The 1386-nt window shown below is 69.0% G+C and carries 1 protein-coding gene; it reads left to right on the top strand.

What is annotated here, in order from left to right; genetic code table 11:
* Positions 1-97 precede the first annotated feature (97 nt).
* Positions 98-1324: a DDE-type integrase/transposase/recombinase gene (locus tag ACVWWH_RS20160; RefSeq protein ID WP_457317800.1), complete on the top strand. Its 1227-nt coding sequence runs from the start codon at positions 98-100 to the stop codon at positions 1322-1324.
* The last annotated feature ends 62 nt before the right edge of the window (positions 1325-1386 follow it).

Here is a 1386-nt window from a genome sequence, read left to right on the forward strand (position 1 = left end):
CTGTGAAGTCTCGGGACTGAATGGACACTTCTGTCTCAGGTGAGTGTGGACAGTGTGTCTCACGAGTCCGTGGACACTTCGGGCCTCTGATCGGCTCATGAGCGTCTATGAGCCCGATCCGAGGGTCAGACTGAAAGTGGCCTCGTGGCCTGAGGATGCGCCCCGCGGGGCCGTGGCGCGGTTCTGCCGCGAGCATGGGGTCTCGCGGTCGTGGTTCTACAAGGTTCGGGCCAAGGCCCTAGCCGAGGGGACCTGGGCGGCGATGGAACTGGGCTCGCACCGGCCCCTGGCCAACCCGGCCCAGACCGCGGACGAAGTCGCGGCCCTGGCTGTGAAGATCCGCCGCGAACTTTCTGTGAACGGCCTGGACTGCGGCCCGGTGAGCGTCGGGGCACTGATGCGCCGCCGCGGACTGGCCCCGCCCTCGAGGGCGACCCTTGCCAGGATCTTCGCCCGGGCCGGTGAGGTCGTGCCGGCCCCTCGGAAGAAGCCGCGCTCGGCCTACAAGCGCTTCACCGCGGCCGCGCCGAACGAGCTGTGGCAGATCGACGCGACCGAATGGCCGCTCGCCACCGGGCGGAGGGCCACGATCTTCCAGCTCATCGATGACCATTCCCGTCTGGCCCTGGCCTCTCTGGCCGCCTGGGGCGAGACCAGCGAGGCCGCCCTTGCCGTGGTCCGCACGGCCGTGGCCCGCCACGGGGCCCCGCAGAAGTTCCTCTCCGACAACGGCCGCGCCCTGAACCCCTCCCGGCTAGGACACCGCGGCGCGCTCGTGGCCTACCTCGAAGCCCTCGGGACCCGCCCGATCACCGGCAAGCCCTACAAGCCCACGACCCAGGGCAAGAACGAGCGCTTCCACCAGACCCTGTTCCAGTACCTCTCGGCCCAGGCCGCCCAGGCCCAGACCCTGGCGGACCTGCAGGAGCAGATCGACCGCTTCGACCTCTACTACAACACCGAGCGCGAGCACCAGGGCCACGGCAGCCTCCACCTGACCCCGATGGAAGCCTGGCAGCGCACCCCCAAGGCCGACCCGCCCACCCCTCCGGAGCCCGCACCCGTGCTGCACGGGCCCGGGAACACGATCCGCACCGGCAGCCGCCCCAAAGGCGTCGTGACCGTCTTCAACTGCCACTTCCTCCTCGGCACCGCCTGGGCAGGCAAGACCGTCCGCGTCCTCCACGACGAGCACACCGTGGCGTTCTACGACGAGCACGGCACCGAGATCCTCACCCACCCCAGACCGCCCAGAGGAACCAGATTCGTCCCCCGCCGCGGCCTCAGGCATCCCGCCACAGCCGAACTGTCTACACTCACGTGAGACACGATCCGTCCACACTCACCTGAGACAGGAAGTGTCCACGGACTCCTGAGACATCACAC

Source organism: Sinomonas sp. RB5, assembly GCF_054063535.1.

What these genes read in the sequence shown, in the direction of transcription:
- ACVWWH_RS20160 (WP_457317800.1), top strand. Translation starts at nt 98, where the DNA reads ATGAGCGTCTATGAGCCCGATCCGAGGGTCAGACTGAAAGTGGCCTCG.